Annotated in this window: 15 protein-coding genes; 12 read left to right on the top strand and 3 right to left on the bottom strand. The window is 33.1% G+C overall.

Annotated elements, in window-relative coordinates:
* Positions 1-14: 14 nt before the first annotated feature.
* The 3 genes from BUR17_RS16850 (at position 15) to BUR17_RS16860 (ending at position 7,974) form a co-directional block, all read left to right on the top strand.
* Positions 15-668, top strand: coding sequence for a hypothetical protein (locus BUR17_RS16850; RefSeq protein WP_074231761.1), 654 nt, complete (start codon positions 15-17; stop codon positions 666-668).
* 168 nt (positions 669-836) lie between these two features.
* On the top strand, positions 837-2,846 hold the full coding sequence (locus BUR17_RS16855) for an SPFH domain-containing protein (protein ID WP_074231762.1): 2,010 nt from the start codon (positions 837-839) through the stop codon (positions 2,844-2,846).
* A 316-nt stretch (positions 2,847-3,162) separates the two neighbouring features.
* Positions 3,163-7,974 (top strand): DNA repair ATPase, encoded by a 4,812-nt coding sequence (locus BUR17_RS16860; protein WP_074231763.1) that lies wholly within the window; start codon positions 3,163-3,165, stop codon positions 7,972-7,974.
* Between the two features lie 44 nt (positions 7,975-8,018).
* Here BUR17_RS16860 and BUR17_RS16865 read toward each other — a convergent pair whose 3' ends face one another.
* Both BUR17_RS16865 and BUR17_RS16870 read right to left on the bottom strand, forming a co-directional pair.
* Entirely contained in the window at positions 8,019-8,351 is a 333-nt protein-coding gene (locus BUR17_RS16865) for a hypothetical protein (RefSeq protein WP_074231764.1), read from the bottom strand.
* 23 nt (positions 8,352-8,374) lie between these two features.
* A complete protein-coding gene (locus BUR17_RS16870; protein WP_074231765.1) occupies positions 8,375-8,794 on the bottom strand; it encodes a transposase in 420 nt (139 codons plus the stop codon).
* A 698-nt stretch (positions 8,795-9,492) separates the two neighbouring features.
* Between BUR17_RS16870 and BUR17_RS16875 the strand changes: the two genes are divergently transcribed.
* From BUR17_RS16875 to BUR17_RS16910, 8 genes are all read left to right on the top strand, one after another.
* Complete coding sequence (locus BUR17_RS16875; protein WP_074231766.1) at positions 9,493-11,028, top strand: SulP family inorganic anion transporter; 1,536 nt, start codon at positions 9,493-9,495, stop codon at positions 11,026-11,028.
* A 375-nt stretch (positions 11,029-11,403) separates the two neighbouring features.
* Complete coding sequence (locus tag BUR17_RS16880) at positions 11,404-12,078, top strand: HAD family hydrolase (RefSeq protein ID WP_074231767.1); 675 nt, start codon at positions 11,404-11,406, stop codon at positions 12,076-12,078.
* Between the two features lie 2 nt (positions 12,079-12,080).
* Complete coding sequence (locus BUR17_RS16885) at positions 12,081-12,905, top strand: phosphoribosyltransferase family protein (RefSeq protein ID WP_074231768.1); 825 nt, start codon at positions 12,081-12,083, stop codon at positions 12,903-12,905.
* Positions 12,895-13,449 (top strand): TerD family protein, encoded by a 555-nt coding sequence (locus BUR17_RS16890; protein ID WP_074231769.1) that lies wholly within the window; start codon positions 12,895-12,897, stop codon positions 13,447-13,449. Before BUR17_RS16885 ends, BUR17_RS16890 begins: the two co-directional genes overlap by 11 nt.
* An 8-nt stretch (positions 13,450-13,457) precedes the next feature.
* Entirely contained in the window at positions 13,458-14,627 is a 1,170-nt protein-coding gene (locus BUR17_RS16895; RefSeq protein ID WP_228418821.1) for a toxic anion resistance protein, read from the top strand.
* 15 nt (positions 14,628-14,642) lie between these two features.
* Entirely contained in the window at positions 14,643-15,590 is a 948-nt protein-coding gene (locus tag BUR17_RS16900) for a hypothetical protein (RefSeq protein WP_143747614.1), read from the top strand.
* 197 nt (positions 15,591-15,787) lie between these two features.
* Positions 15,788-16,399, top strand: coding sequence for a TerD family protein (locus tag BUR17_RS16905; protein ID WP_074231915.1), 612 nt, complete (start codon positions 15,788-15,790; stop codon positions 16,397-16,399).
* Between the two features lie 179 nt (positions 16,400-16,578).
* Entirely contained in the window at positions 16,579-17,610 is a 1,032-nt protein-coding gene (locus BUR17_RS16910) for a TerC/Alx family metal homeostasis membrane protein (protein WP_074231771.1), read from the top strand.
* A gap of 108 nt (positions 17,611-17,718) precedes the next feature.
* On the opposite strand, the gene BUR17_RS16915 is transcribed toward BUR17_RS16910, so the two are convergent.
* A complete protein-coding gene (locus BUR17_RS16915) occupies positions 17,719-18,720 on the bottom strand; it encodes a catalase family protein (protein ID WP_074231772.1) in 1,002 nt (333 codons plus the stop codon).
* A gap of 218 nt (positions 18,721-18,938) precedes the next feature.
* Between BUR17_RS16915 and BUR17_RS16920 the strand changes: the two genes are divergently transcribed.
* Positions 18,939-19,373 (top strand): FKBP-type peptidyl-prolyl cis-trans isomerase, encoded by a 435-nt coding sequence (locus BUR17_RS16920; RefSeq protein ID WP_074231773.1) that lies wholly within the window; start codon positions 18,939-18,941, stop codon positions 19,371-19,373.

The raw sequence follows: 19,373 nt of genomic DNA on the forward strand, positions 1-19,373 counted from the left end.
TAAAAAAAACGCATATGACCTACCAAGAATTTTTAACAATAGCTTTTTCGCCGGTTAATACGGTTTTAAGCATGCTGCTCATTTTGTCTGTGATTTATTGGCTTTTCACCATCATCACAGGTTTAGATATTGATGTAGGAATTGACGCTGACGCTGACTTTGATACTGATGTAAACGGTCCGGATGGTCATGTTCATGTTCCGGATGATGCTTCAGGTTGGCTTCAGTTTTTGAAATTTCTGAATCTGGATATTGTACCAATCACTTATTTTCTCACGTTGTCACTTTTGTTAACATGGTTGGGTTCATTCTATATTGAAGTGTTTTTTTCTTTTGGACTTTGGGTTTCTGCATTGATTGTGATTCCGATGTTTTTCATAAGCATGTTGTTGACGAAATTGATTTTAAAGCCATTAAATCCCTTTTTCAGAGAAATCAATTATAAAGGAGAGGTTTCACACGATTTTCTGGGTCGACAAGGAAGAATGAAATCAACCATTCACGGAACTAAAACCGGAATGCTCGAAGTTTTTGTTGAAAAAGATCCTATGATTTTAATGGTGAGAAGTAAAGATGGTGAGGTGATCAACCACGGAACGATAGTGTATATTGTTGACGAAGATCGAGAGAAAAGAATCTATTATGTAGCGGAAGAAATTCGCTTTTAAATTGAAAATAAAAAATACAAATTCATGATGAAATTTCGTTTCTCCGTCCCTAAAGGGAGCTAAATTTCTTGGGAAACTTATCAAAATTACTCCCTTTAGGGTTGGGGAAATGATTTTGATAAATTTAAATAAATTAAAAACACATTAAAATAAATAAACTATAAAAATATGAATACACCTTTGATTGTTGGAATTGTTGTCGTTGTGGTAGCATCTTTAGGATTGATTTTCTGGATCTTATCAATGTATAAAAAAACTGTTCAGGGAATTGTAATTTTAAGAACGGGGTATGGGGGAACGAAAGTTTTCTTCAATGCGGGAATCGTTATTCCGGTCATTCATAGAATGGAATCGATGGATATTTCCGTTAAAAAACTGGAAATTGCCCGAGAAGGAAGAGCAGGATTGATCTGTAAAGATAATATGAGAGCCGATATTCAGGTGGCTTTCTTTATCAGAGTTAATAAATCGGCGGATGATATTGTGAATGTGGGGCAGACGATTGGTTGCCAGAGAGCTTCTGATATCAATACGTTGAGAGAATTATTTGAAGCTAAATTTTCTGAAGCCTTGAAAACGGTAGGTAAAAAGTTTGAATTTATTGAATTGTATGAAGCAAGAAGTGAATTCCGTCAGGAAATTTTAGATATTATCGGAACAGATTTGAATGGTTATGTTTTAGATGACTGTGCGATTGATTATTTAGAGCAGACAAAGATCGAGAATTTAGATAAAGATAATATTTTAGATTCAGAAGGTATTAAGAAGATCACTGAATTAACGGCTAATCAAAATATTAAAGCCAATCAGGTTCGCAGAGATGAAGAAAAAATCATCACTAAACAAAATGTTGAGGCTCGTGAAGCTATTTTAGAACTGGAAAAACAATTGGCTGAAAAAGAAGAATCTCAAAAAAGAGAAGTTGCTAATATTAGATCCCGTGAAAATGCTGAGATCTTAAAAGTAACTGAAGAAGAACGTTTAAAATATGAAACTGTTCGAATTGCAACGGAAGAAAAACTTCAAATCGCTGAAGAAAATAAACAAAGACAAGTTGTTATAGCAGCTAAAAATAAAGAACGTGCCGATCTCGTGGAAACTGAAAGAGTACAGAAAGACCAAATGTTGGAAGCAACAGAAAGAGAAAGAATTGTTTCTTTGGCTCAGATCGAAAAGGAAAAAGCGATCGAATTGGAGAAGAAAAATATTCAGGATGCGATTCGTGAGCGTTTGACAATGGAAAAAACGGTTGTTGAAGAGCAGCAGGGAATTAAAGATCTGGAAGCATTCAAAACTGCCGACAGAACAAAACAAGTGGAAATTACTTTGGCAACCCAAGAAGCTGAAAAGAAATTGATCCAGGAAACAAGAGCAGCAGAATCAAGAAAATTATCTGCTGAGAAAGATGCTCAGAAATACGTCATCGAAGCTCAGGCAAAAAGAGATGCTGCTGAAAAAGAAGCAGAAGCTCGTAAGATCATTGCTGATGCAAAAGCAAAAGAAGAAGCAACGGTTGGTCTATCTGAAGCTCAGGTGCTTCATGCAAAAGCGGATGCTGCCGAAAGACAGGGGATCGTTGAGTCGATCGTAATTGAGAAAAAAGCGGAAGCTGAAAGAAAAGAGGGTATTGCTCAAGCTGAAGTGATCAAAGAAAAAGCATTTGCTGAAGCTGCCGGAATTACCGAAAAAGCTGAAGCAATGAAAAAATTAAACGATGCAGGAAAAGATCATGAAGAGTTCCGATTGACTTTAGCCAAAGAAAAAGAAGTGGAGTTGGCGCAGATCTCAATCCAAAAAGATATAGCACAGGCTCAGGCTGGAGTTTTAGCGGAAGCATTCAAGTCTGCAAAAATTGACATCGTTGGTGGTGATAATACCTTCTTTGATAATGTGATTCGTCAGGTTTCTGCTGGGAAAGGTTTAGATAAATTCATCAGTCACAGTGAAAATGCGACTTTAGTAAAAGAAAATTTACTGGGTGACGGTGAAAACATCATCGGCAAAGTAATGGGAATGGTTGAAAAATACAATGTTTCCTCAGAAGATATCAAAAATATGAGCATTGCAAGTCTTATTTTCAAACTCAACGGCGTAGCCAATCAGCAAGAGAGAGGACTTCTAGAAAGAGCAATGGATATGGCTAAAAATCTTGGAATCGACCAGAAACCGATCAGATAACTAAAAGAATTTTCTCAAAGTCCTAAATGGACGATTTAACAAAGGGTAGGATAAGATCCTATCAATAAAATTAAGTAAAACTCTCATTGTATAATTTTCAATGATACTTTGAGAGTTTTTTTAATATAAATTTTAAAAATTTAATCATTAAGGTATTAAGTTCAGAAAATCAATAGATTTTTTATAAGCGTGAACCTAAAAGCGAAGCTAAACTTAATGACTCTTAAGTGTTTAATAAACCTTAATGATTAAAAAAATGTTTTTAAAAGTATGATGGTAGTCTAAAATCTAGCATCTAACATCTAATATCTAAAATATGTCAGAAACATTAAATTCAGGGACATACGAAATAATCCAGAACCGATTGAATGAGCAGAAAAATGATCTCATTCAAAGGCTTCAGAAGCTAAATGAAAACCGTAAAGAAATTTTCGGCGGCGTAGATTTTTCACTCATCGCCAACGAAAGAATTTCTACGGAGCACAATTGCGTTGCCAAAGATATTTTTTCACTAAAAGATATTTTGATTTTTGGTTCTAATGCACATTTGGGTTTACAGACCGAAATCAACATAACCGATGTTTTTTCAATTTATAAAATAAATAATGATCGTTTTGAACCGCAAGACTCTTCTTTAATTGGAGATGAAATTTTTATTGACGAGTTCAAAAACCTCTATAAATATTACAGAAATACATTTTTTGCACGCTTTCATTTTACTGAAAACTATCTGTATATGGTTTTCCAGTTGTCGGAAAGTACATCCGATATCAAGGCTTTTAAATGGCTGATCAAAGAGGATAAATTAATTTATATTGATTCTCGAAGTGCTTCGGAAGTAACTTATCCGCCACAACATGGTTTTGCATGGACGAAAGCAACCAGAGATATGCAGCGAAGCGGAAAATTTCCACATGTTTCTTTGGCTGATAAAGTTTTTGTGGAGTCTATTGGCGGCGATATCACGATAAAAATTGAAGACAATACCGATTCAGGAAAAGGAATTTATTCTGAAGATGTTGTTCATAAAGATCAGAACCTCGACGATGCCGAAATTCATTTTTGTGATCTTGATAATCTTGTTTTATTTAAAATTAAACCTTATCAGGAATCTGAGCGTTATTTTATTTATAATCATAAAGAAAAAATTGTTTCAAGAGTTGATACCTTGAAGTATTCGGCGGTTTTGCTTCCGGAAAATCAGGGCGTTCTTTTCTCGAACGGTTATGCTTTGCAGACGGGAGGTTTAAAGGTGATTTCTCAGGATCAGAATAAACTTCATTATCTGAAAACGATTCCTGAACCGAATGGTGAAAATTTTATGTATGTTTTTTATGATGATAAAACGAATAATTATCAGCTGATTTCGTACAATATCATTACACAAACTATCGAGACACCGATTCGTTGCAGCGGTTTTTCTATTTTAAGTGATGGAAGATTAATTTATCTAAGAGAAACTCTCGAAACCACAAAACATCATTTAGCTCAGATTTGGCAGACTCCATATTCAAAAGAATTGTTGCCAAATACCGAAAAATCAGACACGCTTCTTTACAAAATCGGGAATAAAGATATTGTAAGAGTGATGGCTGAAAGTCAGGAATTGATTACACTTTTAAATAAAAAAGATTCTTACAGCGGATTGTACGATGATATTGTCAAGCTTTCCACAACGATTTTAGATGCGTATTATTTTCTTGGTGATGATGAGGTTGAAAATCTCGATCAGCCTTTAAAAGAAATCAGGAATATCGCTCATTCTGCCATTAATGAATACGAAAAAGTTGTCGAGCAGAAGAAAAATACTTCTGAAGCGGTTGAAAAAATCAAAGCAGCGGTTGAGAAAATTTTAGATGATACTAAAAGAATTAACTACTCTCAACTGACGGAATATATTGATATGCTTTCGCAAATCAGAGCTTTTCGTGGTGAAATTACCGGAGCAAGAGATCTGAAATATGTTGATGTTGCTGTTCTTGATTCTTTAGAGAAATCACTTTCAGAGCGTTCTGAGGAACTTTCAAATGCCTGTGTGAATTTCCTGCTTCAGGAAGATTCTTTGTTGCCTTATCAAAACAGAGCACAGCAGATTTCTGAAAATATCATCAATTTACAGAAAGCAATTGACGCCAAAACAATTGAGGAAGAAATCAATAATTTATCTGGGCAACTTGAACTTTTGGTGGATATTGTCAACAATTTAAAAATTGAAGATACATCACAATCTACGCAGATTATTGAAAATATTTCGGTGATTTTTGCAAGGTTAAATCAGGAGAGATTAGAGCTTTCAAAAAGGAAAAGAGAAATTTCCGGTAAAGAATTGTCTGCAGATTTTCAGGCACAAATGACATTGTTTGATCAGTCGGTAATTAATTTTCTTGAATTATCTCAAACTCCCGAAAAATGTGATGAATATTTAACCAAACTTTCCATTCAGTTGGAAGAAATGGAAACAAAATTTGTTGATTTTGATGAATTTATTCAAAAGATTGGTGAAAAAAGGGAAGAAGTTTACGGGCATTTTCAAAATAAAAGAGTTCAGCTAACAGAATTCCGAAACAAGCGTACGCAGAGTTTGTATGATTCTGCACAACGAATTTTAAAATCTATTCAGACTAAAGGTGAATCTTTTGGTTCTGAAAACGAAATCAACGGCTATTTTGCGACCGATTTAATGGTGGAGAAAGTGAGAGATATTTCCCGTCAGTTGATGGAATTTGAAGATTCTGCCAAAGCGGAAGAAATTCAGACTTTGCTGAAAACTTCTCAGCAGGAGGCAGTCAGAAAACTTAAAGATAAAAAGGAAATTTATGCAGACGGAGATAATGTAATTGCTTTAGGTGACTATAAATTTGCAGTAAACCGTCAGAAATTAGATCTTACTTTAGTGTTAAGAAATGCTCAGTATTATTATCATTTGACAGGAACTGCATTTTATGAACCTTTAAATTTTGAAACAATTTCAGATTATAAAGAAGTCTGGAATCAGGAATATATTTCAGAAAATCAAAGTGTAAAACGTTTCGAATATTTAGCGTGGAATGTTTTTTCAAACAATAGAAATATTAATACAGAAGAACAAAACCGAAGCGCAATTCAGCAATTTATGACGGAGCATTTTGGTGAAGGTTTGGTGAAAGGAATTCATGATGAAGATGCTTTGATAATAGTTTCAAAACTTCAGCAGATGCACAATGAATTAGGGTTGATGCAGTTTACGCCGAAAGAAAGAGCTTTAGCGCAATTATTCTGGTATTTTCTGAATCAGGAAAAAAAAGAATATTACCAAAAGCAGTTTGAAGCAGCGAATTTAATTTCAAAATCATTTATAACAGATAAAGGTTTTCAATATTTAAATGAAGAATTGTCGAATGAAATAAAATTATTTGCTCACAATAATCATTTTTTTGCTGAAGTAAATTTTCTGAATTCTGCAATTTATCTGAAAAGAGAAAACAAATCAGCATTCTTAGTTTCTGAAAAAGCAGGTTTACTACATGAATCATTTTTAAAAGATTTAAAGGAAAAAGGAAAAGATCTTGAGTTTGTTGATCAGCTGAATGCTTTGAAACAATATCCTGCAGCTTGTTTTTCTATTGCAGAAAGTGCATTGAATGCGTTTCTATTTAATTCAGATTCAAATTTCGAAGAGGATATTAAAAAAGAAGCTGCTGTATTTTTTGTGACCCAGAATTTTGATGCCAAAAATATTCTTCACATTGCTTATGAAACGGTTCTTGAAGGTTTAAAATCTTTAGAAAAAGATCTTAATTATACTTTGAATTATTATGAGTTTTCTTCCCGATTATCCAATTTCAATGAAGTCGTTGTTCCGAAATACAAACAGCTTCAGGAATTGAAAGCAAAATGGGTGAATGATAAAAAGAAAGCACTGAAAATAGATACTTTCAAATCGCAGGTTTTAAGTTCATTTGTAAGAAACAGATTGATTAACGATGTTTATTTTCCGTTGATTGGAGCTAATTTAGCTAAACAATTAGGAACAACTGGAAACGATAAACGTACCGACAGAATGGGAATGTTGCTTCTCGTTTCACCTCCAGGTTATGGAAAAACTACGTTAATGGAATATATGGCAGATCGAATGGGATTGGTTTTTATGAAAATCAACGGTCCGTCAATCGGTCACGATATTGTTTCCACAGACCCAAATGAAGCAAAAAATGCCGGAGCAAAACAGGAGCTTGAAAAGCTGAATTTAGCTTTGGAAATGGGTGATAATGTGATGTTGTATTTGGATGATATTCAACATTGTAATCCTGAATTTTTACAGAAATTTATTTCTTTAGCAGATGGACAAAGGAAAATTGAAGGAATTTATAATGGTGAAAGCAAAACCTATGATTTAAGGTCAAAACGTTTCTGTTTGGTGATGGCTGGAAATCCATACACAGAAAGTGGCGAAAAATTCAGAATTCCGGATATGTTGGCAAACCGTTCTGATACATATAATTTAGGTGAAATTTCCGGCAGTAAAACTGAATTGTTTGATTTAAGTTTGATTGAAAATTCACTGATGTCAAACGATTATCTTACCCGATTGACTCAGTTTGGAATGGAAAATCTATATCATTTGTATGATAGTGTTCAGTCTAGTTCGCCGAACGTAGATTTGGCTGGAAATTTTAGTTCAAATGAAATTTCTGATTTCAGAAAAGTGGTTGAAAATATTTTGAAAGTAAGAGATGTTGTTTTAAAAGTGAATAAGCAATACATCACTTCTGCGGCAATGTCTGATGATTATCGAAACGAACCGTCTTTCAAATTGCAAGGTTCTTACCGAAATATGAATAAGTTGATCACACAGATTCAACCGATTTTAAAAGAGGAAGAAGTAACGCAGATTGTTTTGAATCATTACCAAAATGAATCTCAGACATTGACAACCGGAGCAGAATCGAACATGCTTAAACTAAAAGAATTAATGAATATTCTTTCGGAAGATGAAGCTTTGCGTTGGGAAGAAATCAAGAAAACTTTTGTTAAAAATAAAACGATAAAAGGTTTAGGTGATAATGACCGAATGACGCAGGTGATTGCGCTATTAGCCCAGTTTAGTGAAGGTCTTGATGGAATAAAAGATGTTCTGAATAAGAACTAAAAACAACAAAAAACACTACATTGAGTAGTGTTTTTTGTTTTCTATTAGTAGCTTTGAAGCTCTTCTTCCAGTAATTTTTTCCACTTGGAAAAAGTTGTTCGGCTGATGTTATATTTTTTCGACATAAAGCTTGTAGAGAAATCGTGTTTTTTCTGATAATTCAAAAGCTTCATCATGGTTTTCTTGTCATAAGTTTTAAGCTGCTGATTGGTTTTTGAAGTTTCTTTACATTGCTTAAAAAGTTTTTCATTCAGCTTTAAAATCTCTTCCGTAGAATCTAATCTGCCTAATTGTTCTCTTATTTTCGGGCATTCTAGCTTTTCGGGATGTTGTTTTTGTAAAAGATCTTGGTAGATCCTGTTGTAATTTGGTCTCATAAATATAGTGTGGTTTGGTTATTTTATCTTTTCTTTTGAATCCAGCGGTGAAGGGTGCTCTTCGGAATAGAGTATTCTTTGATTACTTCTGCCTGAGTCATTTCTCCGGATTCGATCCTGTCCAGAATGAAATTTTTTATTTCCTGAGTGTAAATGTTTTTTCTGAACTGCGGTGCTTTTTCAGATTTTGGAGTGTCGGTTTTATTCACAGCTGAAGGTGGAGCATACAATATCAGATGTGAACTGTATAATCTGAAGAAATCATATTCCAACAGCTTGCTCCATCTCAAAAGAATGTCGGTTTCTATGGATTTGCTTTCATATATTTTCTCCACAAACTCTTCATCTTTTGCAAGAAAATTACAGATTCTTTCTATGGAAATGTTTTTATCATCTACCATTTCCTTGATATAATTACCTATGTGTATGTTTTTGTATAACATTTACTAATAATAGCTTTTTTTTAAATTAATCGCATTTTGTATGGTAAAGGAATGATTACGAGCCTTGTAGGAAATTATGAAACAATTTCTACATGATTTTGAGTTGCTCTAAAAAGTGGCTGCATCATTACTTTACAATCTTTTAATAATTAATTGGTTGTAAAAAATTGATTTTCAGCAATTTGTGTTTTGTGATTGGTTTTGTAAACAAGATTTAACTGAGCTCAAAAATTCAATAATAAAACTCTTTAAAGTGATTTAATAGAGTTTTAATACCATTTAAATTTATAAAGCATATTTTCTGTTTTAATTATGTTGACTTAACATAATAATATCCAAATATCCGTTATACTAACCTTGTTTATTCCCCAAAATTAAAAAAAAATAAGAACAAATCATAATTATTTATTTAGATATATGTTAATAATATTTAATTTATATTGAAAATAGATTGTTAAAAGAGGGATTAATAAAGAATATTTAAAATTCATATTGTTTCTTTCTTGTACATTTTCAATGCAATACAATTCGCTGGATGATGAATATTTTCTATTATTTATTTAATAAGTGTTATTTTTGCTAAAATAAAAAATAAATTCGATTTTAATAAGATTTGATTAATTATAGTTTATAAATATACTATATTTTGTTTTGATAATGAATTTATATAATTTTTAATAATTTTATAATATTTTATTATGCAGTCTCTTGCCTTATTTGATTTCTCAAAAAAAATAAATCTTAAAAATGAAATCTTAGCCGGTTTTACTGTTGCAATGACTATGATTCCTGAATCGCTTTCATTTGCAATTTTGGCGGGACTTTCTCCACTTACCGGATTATATGCCGCTTTCATGATGGGTTTGGTCACTGCAGTTTTAGGCGGTCGTCCCGGAATGGTTTCCGGTGGAGCAGGAGCAACAATCGTTGTTTTGATTGCATTAATAAAATCTCATGGAGTAGAATATCTCTTTGCAACGGTAGTTCTTGCAGGAATTTTACAGCTGTTGGTCGGGGTTTTCAAACTCGGGAAATTTGTACGGTTAATTCCTCAACCTGTAATGTACGGTTTTCTAAATGGTTTGGCGGTCATTATTTTTATGGCGCAAGTAGAGCAATTTAAAATTGTTGATGCAAATGGAGTAGTGGGTTGGTTGCAAGGTTCTTCATTGTATGTAATGTTGGGTTTAACGGCTTTAACGATTGCTGTTGTTTATTTTTTTCCAAAAATCACAAAAGTAGTTCCGGCTTCTTTAGTTGCTATATTAGTTGTCTTTGGAGTTGTTTTAGGCTTTGGAATTAATACAAAAACGGTTGCTGACATTGCTCATATTAGCGGTAGTTTGCCGAGCTTTCATATTCCCAAACTTCCTTTTTCATTAGAAACTTTACAGATTATTTTCCCTTATGCTATGATTATGGCAGGTGTTGGATTGATCGAATCACTCTTAACTTTATCAATGGTTGACGAAATTACTAATTCAAAAGGTAGTGCAAATAAAGAATCTGTTGCTCAGGGTTTAGCAAATATTACCAACGGATTCTTCGGCGGAATGGGTGGTTGTGCGATGGTTGCACAGACTTTAGTCAACTTAAATGCAGGTTCAAGAGCTAGACTTTCAGGAATTATTGCTTCCATCACAATCTTAATTATCATTCTTGTCGGAGCTCCATTTATTGAAAAAATACCAATGGCGGCTTTGGTAGGTGTAATGATGATGGTTGCAATCAGTACTTTTCAGTGGGTTTCAATTCAGATTGTCAACAAAATGCCAAAATCTGATATTTTTGTTGGAATTACAGTGGCTTTAATTACGATTGTTCTTCACAATTTGGCATTGGCTGTTTTGGTAGGAGTTGTTATTTCTGCCTTGGTTTTTGCTTGGGATAATGCCAAAAGAATTCGTGCAAGAAAATTTACTGATGAAAACGGAGTTAAACATTACGAAATTTTCGGACCCTTATTCTTCGGTTCTGTTACAGCTTTTACAGATAAGTTTGAACCGGATAACGATCCCGAACAAGTTGTCATCGATTTCAAAGAAAGCCGAATTGTTGACATGAGCGCAATCGATGCTTTAGATAAATTATCAAAAAAATACGCTCAACAAAATAAAAAAATACATTTAAAACATCTCAGCGAAGACTGCCGAAAAATGTTGAAAAACGCAGAAGCTGTTATTGAAGTAAATATTCAGGACGATCCAACGTATAAAGTAATGCCTGAAAAGTAGGAGCGCTTTTGAGTTTGAGGGTTGGAGCGTTTGAGAATTGTAGGGTATTGGTTATTGCGAGGAGCAAAGCGACGAAGCAATCTCATGAAAACCTGTCTAATCAGTGGAGTTAAGATTCATTTAATTCATTATTTCTGATACAAATCATTCTAATTTCATTTTAGAACACATTAATATAAAGTTTTCAAAAGTAAAATTTTATATCGTTCGTCTTTAATTAAAATCTTAAAAAATCTTAAAAAAAATCAAGATTGAATGAAAAATTTTATCTTTGAAAGGAATTGAAAAATAAAACACTAAGTGATGATTAGAAAATATAAAATATTTAAAAAAATCTTTTTCAATTAAAGCTAAAAACAATTAACTTATACTATTTTGAAAACAGATATCGACATTCACAAGCATGATCATTTTTCGTTTGATCTGTGGCTTACTTTAATAAAATCTCACCCTGAATTTAAAGCAAAAAGAGTTGAGCTTTTTTCTTCGTTTTTTAATGTGGAAAAACCCATCGGTGAAGTTGAAAAAGCGGTGAAATATTATGATGATCTCTGCAATAATATTAATGAGGTAATTGGTGGGAATGTAGATACTTTTGAGATTTATTTATTGATTTTAAATTCATTGAATGTCGATATAAAGCAATTGAATCAGGCAAATCTTAATGAGTTTTACCAGAAAAGTGAAGATTTGTTTTTAGAATATAAACCGGTGGTGATTTTTGATGAATTACACAATTTTTTTGATGAAATTAAAGATCAGGGAAAAACCATCAATATTCTGAGCAATACAGGTTTCATCAAAGGTAAAACCATGCGAAAGTTTTTGATGAACGAAAATCTTGATCAATACATCGATTTTCATATTTATTCTGACGAAATTAAATGTTCTAAACCCAATCCTTTGGTTTTTCAGGAAGTGAAAAATCAGATCAGAAATCAGGAACTTCAAATGGAGCAGATTTTGCATATTGGCGATAATCCGATTGCTGATTATAAAGGCGCAAAAGATTTCGGATTCAGTGCACACCTACTCAAACACCAAATATAATTATGAACAAGCGTTACAGTTTACATAAAATAGATTCTGCAGAGGAATTTACTTTTTCGCCTGCAGAATACAGCTATTTCAAATATGGCGATAAATTTTTTGCAGAAAAGTTTGCGAAAGAACTTTTTGATGGGTTTATCAATCAACATCAGGAAATTTTAGATACCGATAAAGAGATTGTGGTTTTGCCAAGTCCTTACATGGCGATTCCTACCGCATCAAATTTTTTGTGTTTTTACTTTAAAAAACATCTTGATTTTTATCTTTTTCAAAAAGGGAAAAAGTCGAGTGTGTTATCTAAGATCAATAGAAATCATACCTATACTACAGATTACGGAAATCTTAGTTTTGAAGACCGTAAAAATCTGATTGCTAACGATACTTATTATTTAGATAAAGATTTTTTGAGAGAAAAACTCTGCATTTTTATCGATGATATTAAAATTACAGGAAGCCACGAATACACGGTAAATAAAATTCTCGATCAATATGCAGTAAACGCAGATTTTCTCTTCATGTATTACGCCGAATTGACCAATTTTGATATCGATCCTAAAATTGAAAACTTCTTTAATTATTATACGGTGAAAGATGTTGAGGACGTTGTAGAGGTGATGTCTAAAGAAAGTTTCCAGTTTAATACACGAATTGTAAAATATATTTTAGGTTTAAATTCCGAAAATTTTGAGTATCTTACCTCAAATGTAAAAAAACAACATACCGATGATTTAATCGAGCTTGCGATAAGTAACAATTATCATTTAATAAAAGAATACGAAAATAACATAAACACTTTAACACAAACAGAAATCTATTATGGCAATTAACTTACAGAAAGGGCAAAGAGAAAATATAAATGCACCAAAATTTACCATCGGATTAGGATGGGATATCAATAATACATCTACAGGTGGAGCTTTCGATTTGGATGCTTCTTTATTCTTGTTAAATGACAGCAAAAAACTGGTTTCAGATAACCACTTTATTTTTTATAACAATCTTGAGTCTCCGGATAAAGCGGTAGTTCACTCTGGTGATAATTTAACAGGTGACGGTGATGGTGATGATGAGCAAATCAAAATAGATTTAACTAAAATAGATTCTGCAGTACAGGAAATTACAGTTGTGGTAACCATTCACGATGCAGATGCAAGAAGACAAAACTTCGGACAGGTAAGAAATTCTTTCATCAGAATTTTCAATACTGATACCAATGAAGAGATTTTGAAATATGAATTAGACGAAGATTTCTCTATCGAAACTGCAGTAGAATTCGGAAGAATCTACAATAGAAACGGAGAATGGAAATTTGAAGCTGTAGGAAGCGGCCAGAGAGACGGTCTGGATAAATTTGTATCAATGTATCAATAATCATTATTATGGATAATCAAAATCAGCCAATTGACCCATCATTGCAGTCAATTGAGCCATTAAAAACTTTCGAACCGACTCCGATGCCGTCTCAGCCGAGCCAGGCAAATCCTTCAACGCCACCGGTTTTGATGGATAGAGATGGGAATGTAAATTTGAATCAGATTCAGGATGCAGATCGTGCAAAATATGAAATGGTTGCTAATGCGATTGACGAAACCAACCCAGGATCTATCGTTAATTTCGGTTCAGAATTACAGAAAACTTTAGCCAATCAGAGTGATAGTTTCTTAGGTAATGTAAGAAGATCAAATTCTGGTGAAGTTGGAGAATTGATCAATAATTTATTGATTGAATTGAATTACGTCGACGTAGATGAAATCAATAATGGTGGAGTAAAAGGTTTTTTAAGCAAAATTCCTTTTATGAAAAAGATGTTGACGCAGGTTGACAATCTTTTCGCTAAATACGATAAAATTACAAGCAATATCGATCAGATTTCACATAAAGTAAACGCAGGAATCATTACTTCTACAAAAGATAATGCAGTTTTACAGACTATTTTCGACAGCAACGTCAATTCAATTAAAGCAATTGAAGATCTTGTGATTGCCGGAAATCTAAGAATGGAAAAAGCGGCTTTAGAATTAGCAGATATGGAAACGAATGTTCAGAATTTTGCTGATTATCAGATTGCTGATAAGAGAGATTTTATCAACAGATTAGACAGAAGATTGGCAGATTTGAAGGTCGTTCGTTTGATTATGATGCAGTCTCTTCCCCAGATCAGACTGGTGCAAAATAACAACGTTTCAATTGCTGAAAAAGCACAGACAATTCTTACCACAACTTTACCGGTTTGGAAAAATCAGCTTTCTTTAGCAGTTGCAATGCACAGACAACAGCAGAATATTGAGATTCAGCAGAAAGTTTCGCAAACAACTGAAGATATTTTAAGAAAAAATGCAGAACGTTTGGGTCAGAATTCAAGAAATGTAGCAAGAGCAAACGAACAGACGATTGTTTCTGCTGAAACCTTGAAAGAAACAACTGCAATGTTGATCAATACTTTGAATGAAGTAAAACAGATTCAGAAACAAGGTACTGAAAGCAGAAGAAAACTGGATCAGGATCTTCAGACTTTAGAACACGAATTAAAAGCAAACATCAGAGGGTAATAAGACGGTAAAAAGGTGAATGAGGAGGTTGCGATCATAATGTCTCAAAGCAAAAGAAGATTAACAAGGCTTAAACTTCTGGCTAATTTCTTTGAAAATGTTGATATCATTGCGATTTATATTAAAACTGATATCATCCATAATTTATTCAACGAAAATCAGACGTTGGATTTCAATAAATTAGAGCTTTTTCACCTGCAATATACCGACAGTCTTATCGAATTGTTGACCAAAATAAAAAAGAAAAAGGAAAACGATTTGCTGGCTGTTATTAACGAAATTAATATCAACAACCGATACATTGCTTCTTTCGAAGAAAAAAAGACTGATAGTTTTGAAACCGACAGGAAGATCTACAGCGGAATTTTTTCTGAACATCTAAGAAATCTGTATAAAGATCTTACCGAAAACAGAGCAACTCTAAACTGGAATGATGTACTTTATTTTCATAAAAAATATGCAGCAGAATTTTACAGAACAGAAGTGGATGAGGATAAACTGAAACCTCAATCTGCTCCGTTTTATCAGTATCAGGATTATTGTATCGAAAGGAAATTGTTGGGAAAACTCAATATACAGAATTTTAAAGTGCGTTTTGTCTGCGGATATCGTATTGAAAGAGATGAATATGAGTTGTTTAAGATTTTTCAGACTGATGAGCATTTTATTTTCAATGTAGAAGAAAAAAAAATGTATCTGATAGATGATGAAGATTTAGAATCATTAAATACGAATGAAAATGAATCTAATCAGATCTCGATCATTAATCAGCTGAAAAGGAAAAATGAAGACCTCAACGAAACTATGGAATTTAGGAAAAAAGAGCTTTCGGCAGATGTAACTGCGGTTTTGAAAGACTATCTCAGAAACATTGAAAGCGTTGATATTATGAGTAAGATATTTGATGTGAACGAAGAAACCAATATTCTTCGGGCAATGCTTAATTTAAATTTAAATAATTAAAAAAGTAAAAAGTAAAAAGTAAAAAGTTTATTTTCTACTCTATATTTTTAAGTATGTAAATTTTCTTAGCTGAGTGGAACGCCTTTGCGAACGAAAATATGCAGAACAGATTTAACAAAAATCTTTGCGGGCTTTGCGTTTAAATTAAATTGAGCAATGAAGCAGAGATTCAAAAAATAACTAAAAAAAAAGAAATAATGGCTATTAACTTACAAAAAGGTCAGAGAATAAACCTTACTAAAGAAAACGGGACTACACTTTCCCAGGCTTGCGTAGGAATCAACTGGGGTGCTATCGAGAAGAAAAGTTTCTTCGGTGGAACTTCAAAAGAAGCAGTAGACTTAGACGGAAGCTGTATTTTATACGATTCAAACAAAAATGCAACTGAAGTAATTTATTTTGGAAACCTTAAATCTAAAAACGGTTCTGTAAAACACAGCGGTGATGATTTAACGGGTGATGTGAATGGTGATGACGGATTAGACAACGAAGTAATCACCGTAGATTTTTCTAATTTAGATCCTGCTGTTGAGCATGTAGCAATGGTTTTACACAGCTACAGAGGTCAGGATTTCGGTACAATTCCTTTTGCATCGATTAGAATTTACGAAGGAACTCCAACAAACGTAAGAGAGGTTTTTGCTAAATATGATATTGCCAATGATAAATCTTTCAGCGGACATGTATCAATGGTGATGGGAGTTTTCTATAAGAGAAACGGTGAATGGAAATTCAACGCAATCGGAGATGCAACTTCAGACAAAAAACTGGAACAAACGGTACAGACCGTTCAGCAAAAATATTTGTAAAATAATTTTATTCAATAGGAGCGGGCTTTAGCCCGTTTTAAATAATGAAATCTTCTTTTGGCTTTAGCAAAAACCTATTTATTGAAATCATTATTTTATTGAAATGAAAATTAGATTTAAATTAGCAATACCTGTATATTTACGGCTATTGCTTTTATCATATAATAAACAGAATTAACGTGGAAAAATACAATATTTTAGAACTGCACCCTGGTTTGGTGTGGGGGTTTGCGATAACGGTTGTTATCATGTTGCTTCTCGATTTGGGAGTATTCAATAAAAAAAGTCATGAGGTTTCTTCAAAAGAGGCTACAATCTGGTCAATTGTCTGGATCTCGCTGTCTATGGTTTTTTCAGGAGTTGTGTATTGGGTTTTCAATACAGACGGAACTCCGGAAAGTCACGCAATTGCGGTAGAAAAATTTACACAATATCAAGCTGCATATTGGATTGAGAAGGCACTTTCTGTAGATAATCTCTTCGTATTTATATTGGTTTTTGGTTTCTTTAAAGTTCCAAAATTCTTACACCACAAGGTTTTATTTTGGGGAATTATCGGGGCGCTTGTTTTTAGAGCCATCTTTATTTTTGCAGGAGTTGAATTAATTGATTTGACTTATTTGCCTGAAATGAATGTTTTTGGTCACGCAGTGAAAATCAATGTTGTGATGACGCTTTTTGGGTTATTCCTTATTTATGCGGGAATCAAATCTTGGGGTGACGGCGGAGACGATGAAGATGAAGATTACAGCAATACAGCAGGAGCAAAACTGATCAAGAGTTTCTGGAAAGTTTCAGATAACTATGATGGCGACAAGTTTTTTACAGTGAAAAACGGAGTTAAGATGGCAACACCTTTATTGGTTGTTGTTGGGGTAATTGAGTTTACAGACGTTCTTTTTGCAGTAGATTCTATTCCTGCGATTTTTGCGATTTCAAAAGATCCGTTTATCCTTTATACTTCAAATATTTTTGCAATTTTAGGATTAAGATCTTTATATTTCTTGTTGGCAAACTTCATTCACATGTTCAGCAAGCTACCTTATGGTTTGGCAATTATTTTGGCATTTATCGGTGTTAAGATGTTAATTGCTCCTTGGTATCATATCTCATCTCCGGTTTCATTAGGAATTGTAGGTGGAGTTTTGGTGCTTTCGGTACTTATTTCTATCATGTTTCCCGACAAGGAAGATGACGAAGTAAAAGAATAACTAAATAAAATTAAAACATAGAAGGCTTTACAAATTGTAAAGCCTTTTTTATTTCTTATTTTCACCATCAACCATCAACCATCAACCATCAACTATCAACCATCAACTTTACTTATATTTCAACAGCTTATTAATCTTCTTTCTCGTCTGCAGTGAAACTTTATACGCTTCATCTCTGAGTTTCTGGATTTTTCCGACTGGTTGAAAGATTTCAGCGCTTTCAAAAGGATTAAAAGAGAGAAGTTCATTTTCGCAACCTTTAGGATTAAGCAATGAGCCCTTTTCAATTTTAATTTCTCCAATTTTGATGAAAGGAGAGTTTTTCCATTCAACATTGAGTCTATTAATGGGTTGATCTTTCAGATCATAACAAAACTGAATATAAACCTCCGCTAAATAATCATGAGTTCTGCAAAAGCTTTCAATAGCTTCTTTTACAGAATCTTTTTTACCAAAATTTTTCTCTATGTTTTTGGGGCTTACTTTAATTTTAATCATTTTGTCATCAAAACGATAAGCTCCTACAGAATGATATTCAAAAGAAAGCATGAAATTATTTTTGTTTAAAAGAAGCTTCCAAATATTTTTCAGAAAAGATGGGTTTAAAGTAAAAGGAATGACTTTGTAAATCTGCTTTAAAACCGAAAAAGAATTGCTCCATTTTTTTACAAAAAACCGATTGACAGAAGTAAACAATTTCAAAAATACAGAAACAGAATTCACCGGAAACAATGGAAAATTTACCAACGGATAATTTGAAATCGTTCTCCCCGAATCGTCTTTTATTTTAATGGCAAAACCATACGCGGGAAAGTCTTTCTTGTTTTTATTAATCTTCAGATGTGCGTTAGACAATCTTGCAGTAATTTCGTATTTATCACTGTCAAAAACAGTTTTTAAATCATTCGGAATATCTTTGTTGATGATAAATTCACCTTTCAAAACAGCATAGGTTTTTGCATGAGCATTTCTTGTGGCATAATTTACGTCACTTATTGTAGATGAGTATTCTACAAAATCGGCAATGCTCTTTTTGGTCTCTTCCAAGAGTTGTTTTTCTTCATAGCTAAGTTTTTCAAAGTTCTTATTATATTTTAACGGATTTGGCATATAGTTTTTAAAACTCAATGATAACGCCAAGTTTTTTAATTTACGTTACGAGAATATTAAACATTTTTTAATGTTTTTAGTGCTGTAAACAGAAGCGATAATAAAAAGCTGGAAGCTTGATGTTTGAAGCTGGAAGTTTATCATTTATGATATGTTTATTTCAATTATCAATTATGATTTATCATTTATGCATAAACCTTATCTTTGTAAAAAAAATTATGGGAGTAGCAGATTTGTTATTTAAGAAGAAAAAAGAATTGGCAGAGAAAAACCTGAAAGACGGTCAGGAATATATGGTTGAATATGGTAAAAGGGAAAGCGTAGTGCAGTTACCAAGCGGATTACAGTACGAAATCATTACCGAAGGTGATGGCCCGAAACCAGGTCCAAAATCTATGGTAAAATGCCATTACCACGGAACAACAATTGCAGGAAAAGTTTTCGACAGTTCTGTAAAAAGAGGAACTCCAGCTTCATTTCCATTGAATAAAGTAATCAAGGGATGGACAGAAGCACTTCAATTAATGCCTGTAGGAAGTAAATGGAGATTGATTATTCCACCTCATTTGGCTTATGGAGATCAGCAGATTAGCAAAGAAATCGGACCAAACTCTACTTTGGTATTTCAGGTAGAATTATTGGATATTAAATAA

Origin of the sequence: Chryseobacterium scophthalmum (genome assembly GCF_900143185.1) — a bacterium.
Taxonomy (GTDB): domain Bacteria; phylum Bacteroidota; class Bacteroidia; order Flavobacteriales; family Weeksellaceae; genus Chryseobacterium; species Chryseobacterium scophthalmum.

What these genes read in the sequence shown, in the direction of transcription:
- BUR17_RS16855 (WP_074231762.1), top strand. Translation starts at nt 837, where the DNA reads ATGAATACACCTTTGATTGTTGGAATTGTTGTCGTTGTGGTAGCATCT.
- BUR17_RS16895 (WP_228418821.1), top strand. Translation starts at nt 13,458, where the DNA reads ATGGATAATCAAAATCAGCCAATTGACCCATCATTGCAGTCAATTGAG.
- BUR17_RS16850 (WP_074231761.1), top strand. Translation starts at nt 15, where the DNA reads ATGACCTACCAAGAATTTTTAACAATAGCTTTTTCGCCGGTTAATACG.
- BUR17_RS16890 (WP_074231769.1), top strand. Translation starts at nt 12,895, where the DNA reads ATGGCAATTAACTTACAGAAAGGGCAAAGAGAAAATATAAATGCACCA.
- BUR17_RS16865 (WP_074231764.1), bottom strand. Translation starts at nt 8,351, where the DNA reads ATGAGACCAAATTACAACAGGATCTACCAAGATCTTTTACAAAAACAA.
- BUR17_RS16885 (WP_074231768.1), top strand. Translation starts at nt 12,081, where the DNA reads ATGAACAAGCGTTACAGTTTACATAAAATAGATTCTGCAGAGGAATTT.
- BUR17_RS16920 (WP_074231773.1), top strand. Translation starts at nt 18,939, where the DNA reads ATGGGAGTAGCAGATTTGTTATTTAAGAAGAAAAAAGAATTGGCAGAG.
- BUR17_RS16860 (WP_074231763.1), top strand. Translation starts at nt 3,163, where the DNA reads ATGTCAGAAACATTAAATTCAGGGACATACGAAATAATCCAGAACCGA.
- BUR17_RS16905 (WP_074231915.1), top strand. Translation starts at nt 15,788, where the DNA reads ATGGCTATTAACTTACAAAAAGGTCAGAGAATAAACCTTACTAAAGAA.
- BUR17_RS16915 (WP_074231772.1), bottom strand. Translation starts at nt 18,720, where the DNA reads ATGCCAAATCCGTTAAAATATAATAAGAACTTTGAAAAACTTAGCTAT.
- BUR17_RS16870 (WP_074231765.1), bottom strand. Translation starts at nt 8,794, where the DNA reads ATGTTATACAAAAACATACACATAGGTAATTATATCAAGGAAATGGTA.
- BUR17_RS16875 (WP_074231766.1), top strand. Translation starts at nt 9,493, where the DNA reads ATGCAGTCTCTTGCCTTATTTGATTTCTCAAAAAAAATAAATCTTAAA.